This window comes from Altererythrobacter sp. C41, from assembly GCF_016803135.1.
In the GTDB taxonomy this organism is placed as follows: Bacteria; Pseudomonadota; Alphaproteobacteria; order Sphingomonadales; family Sphingomonadaceae; genus Pelagerythrobacter.
The window spans coordinates 1-3752 of the sequence record NZ_JAEVFE010000020.1 but is presented as its reverse complement, the minus strand read 5'-3'; the positions used below and the strand labels follow the sequence as shown (position 1 = coordinate 3752).

At 67.3% G+C, this 3752-nt stretch carries 2 protein-coding genes; both read left to right on the top strand.

All coding sequences use genetic code 11. From position 1 onward, the window contains the following. The coding region (locus JNO53_RS15200) for a hydantoinase/oxoprolinase family protein (protein WP_238401980.1) at positions 1 to 2048 on the top strand (2048 nt) is incomplete at its 5' end. A gap of 22 nt (positions 2049 to 2070) precedes the next feature. After that, positions 2071 to 3752, top strand: a 1682-nt coding sequence (locus tag JNO53_RS15195; protein WP_203113599.1) for a hydantoinase B/oxoprolinase family protein, incomplete at its 3' end; no start/stop codon positions are given.

Sequence of the window (3752 nt, the reverse complement as noted above, 5' to 3'; positions counted from 1 at the left end):
TGACATATCGTCTTGGAGTGGATGTAGGCGGGACTTTCACCGACCTGTTGTTGTTTAACGAGGTGACGGGCGAGTTTTGGCGTCACAAGACGCCGTCGACGCCGTCGGACAGTTCGGAAGGCATTTTGACGGGTGTTGGGGCGATCTGCGGGCAGGCTGGGATAGCGCCGTCGCAGGTGGAGATATTCCTGCACGGGACGACGGTTGCGACCAACGCGGTGCTGGAAGGCAAGGGGGCGCGGGTTGGTCTGGTGGTGACCGAGGGGTACCGGCAGATCATGCAGATCGCGCGCAGCTTCGTGCCGGGCGGTCTGGCGGGGTGGATCGTGTGGCCCAAGCCGCAGCCGCTGGCCGCGCTGGAGGACACGGTCGAGATCAAGGGGCGCATGAGCGCGCACGGCCAGGAGCTGCGCCCTGTCGACGACGAGGACATCCGCGCTGCGCTGCTGAAGCTCAAGGCGCAGGGCGTCGAGGCGCTGACCGTCAGCCTGATGAACGCCTATGTCGACGGCGCGCACGAGGCGCGGGTGGGCGAGCTTGCGGCCGAGATCCTGCCGGACGTTCCCGTCTCGCTCAGCCATATGGTCCTGCCCGAGATGCAGGAGTACGAGCGCACGCTGACCACGGTCGCCAATGCCGCGGTGCGCCCGGTGGTGGGCCGCTACGTGCGCAACCTGCGCGGCCGGCTGCGCGATGCGGGGATGACGGGCAAGCTGTCGCTGCTGCGGTCCGACGGCGGGCTGATGACCTCCGAGAAGTCGGAAGAGCATCCGGTGTCGCTGCTGATGTCGGGGCCTGCGGGCGGCGTCACGGGGGCGATCTGGGTCGGCCGCAATGCCGGGCTCAAGAACATCCTGACGCTCGATGTCGGCGGCACCTCGACCGACGTGGCGCTGATCGAGAACCTCGAGGCGCGGCGCGTGCGCACGACCGAGGTCGGCCACCTGTCGGTGCGCGCCTCGGCGCTCGACGTGAAGACGGTCGGCGCCGGCGGCGGCTCGATCGCCTATGTGCCCGAGCTGACCGGCGCGCTGCGCGTCGGCCCGCAATCGGCCGGCGCGGTTCCGGGACCCGTCGCTTACGGCAAGGGCGGGACCGAGCCGACCGTCACCGATGCCAACGTGGTGCTCGGCTATCTGCCCGAGGCGCTGCTGGGCGGCACGTTCAAGCTCGACCGCGAGGGATCGGTCAAGGCGGTGCAGACGATCGCCGATGCGCTGGGGATCGATCTCTATGCCGCCGCGCGCGGGATCATCGACATCGTCAACGAGAACATGTTCGGCGCGCTGCGGATGATCTCGGTCCAGCAGGGCTACGACCCGCGCGACTTCGCGCTGATGGGCTTCGGCGGTGCCGGCCCGCTGCATGTCAATGCGGTCGCGCGGCTGATGGGCAGCTGGCCGGCGGTCTCGCCGGTCTCGCCCGGCGTGCTGTGCGCGCTGGGCGATGCGACCACGCGCATGCGCACCGAGACCGCGCGCAGCTTCTCGCGCCTCGCCTCGCACACGGCGCTGGAAGACCTCACGCAGGTGCTCGACGAGATGGCGGCGCAGACCCGCCGCGAGCTCGAGCAGGAAGGCATCGCGCCCGGCGACGTGACGATCCAGTTCGAGATCGACGTACGCTACTCCGGGCAGGCCTTCGAAGTGCCGATGGAGATCACGATGGCGGAGCTCGCCGCCGACGGGATCGCCGGGATCACCGCGCGCTTCGATGCCGAGCATCGCCGGCTGTTCACCTTCAACATGGATGCCGAGCACGAGATCGTGAACCTGCGCGCGGTGGCGCTGGGCCAGACGCTCGATCTTCCCGCGGCCGAGCTGCCCAGGGGCGACGGTAATCCCGCAGCGGCGAAGATCCGCGATCACGAGCTGTGGATGGACGGCGCGATGCAGCAGGCGGTGATCTACGACCGCGCGAAGCTGCGGCAGGGGGACGTCATCCCCGGCCCCGCGATCGTGATCGAGATGGACTCGACCACATTGGTCGAGACCGGCTGCGTCGCGACCGTCGATGCCGTCGGCAACATCCTCATCAACCCGGCCTGATCCGACACAAAGGAGCCAGACAATGCCCGCACGGATCATACAGACCAACGATGCCGCCTTCGACAAGGTGGCGATCGATCCCGTCACGCTCGACATCATCGAGAACGCGCTGCGCAACGCCCGGGTCGAGATGGACGCCACCCTCGTGCGCACCGCCATGTCCCCCGGCATCCGCGAACAGGGCGATGCCTTCCCGCTCATCGCCGACCACCAGGGGCGCATGATCGTCGGCCAGTTCGGCAGCTATATCGGCCCGTTCCTCGACGGCTATGCCGGCACGGTGGAAGAAGGCGACCTGATCATGCTGTCCGACCCTTACTCGGTCGGCGGCGCGGTCAGCCACTCGAACGACTGGCTGGTGCTGCTGCCGGTGTTCAAGGACGGGCGCCTGCTCGCCTATACCTCGATGTTCGGGCACCAGTCGGACATCGGCGGCAAAGTGCCCGGATCGATGCCGATCGATGCCACCAGCATCTTCCAGGAAGGCGTGCGCATCCCGCCGGTGAAGATCTACAAGCAAGGCGTCTACAACGAGGATCTGATCAGGCTGATCATGCACCAGGTCCGCACGCCCGACTGGTGCATGGCCGACCTCAATGCGCTGATCGCCTCGTGCCGCGTGGCCTCGCGGCGCGTGATCGAGATGGCCGAGCGCTTCGGCGACGACGTGTTCGTCTCCGCTTGCGACGAACTCCTCGCGCGCAACCACAAGGCGATGAAGCAGCTGATCGAGACTGCGATCAGCGAGGAGAAGGTCAGCTTCGAGGATTACATCTGCGACGATGGCATGGGCTATGGCCCGTACAAGATCAAATGCACGATGTGGCGCGAGAACGGCCGCGTGGTGCTCGACTTCGACGGCACCGATCCCCAGAGCCAGGCCTCGATCAACTTCTTCCTCAACGAGAACATGATGCGCATGTTCTTCGGCATCTACATGATCATGGTCTTCGACCCGCAGATCCTGTTCAACGACGGCTACTACGACCTGATCGACGTGCGCATCCCCGAAGGCTCGCTGCTCAAGCCCAGGTTCCCCGCGGCGCTGTCGGGCCGGACCCATGCGCTGGGCCGCATGTTCGATATCCTCGGCGGCCTGCTCGGCCAGAAGACGCCCGAGTTCCTGACCGCGGCCGGGTTCTCCTCCAGCCCGCACCTCTTCTACTCGGGCTACGACCGCCAGGGCGAGTACTTCCAGCTGTTCCAGATCGGCTTCGGCGGCATTCCCGGGCGTCCGCTCGGCGACGGGCCCGACGGGCACTCGCTGTTCCCCAACTTCACCAACGTGCCGAACGAGTTCCTGGAGCGCTACTTCCCGCTCGTCATCGAACGCTACGAGACCGTGGCCGACAGCGGCGGAGCGGGCCTGCACCGCGGCGGCAACGGCATCCGCATGTCCTACCGCTTCCTCGAGCCCGGCGCGATCGCGATCCACGACGACCGCTGGTTCGTGCCGCCCTGGGGCGTCAACGGCGGAGCCCCCGGCGCCCGCGCGCGAAAAATCCTCGAGAAGCCCGACGGCACCACCCGCATCGTCGGCAACAAGGTCGAGGATCTGGCGGTCGAGGCGAACGACGTGCTCCACTTCATCACCTGGGGCGGCGGCGGTTGGGGCGATCCGCTCGAGCGCGACCCCGAACTGGTCGCGAAGGAGATCGTGCAAGGCCTCCTCACACCAGAAGGCGCCCGCGCCTACGGCGTCGT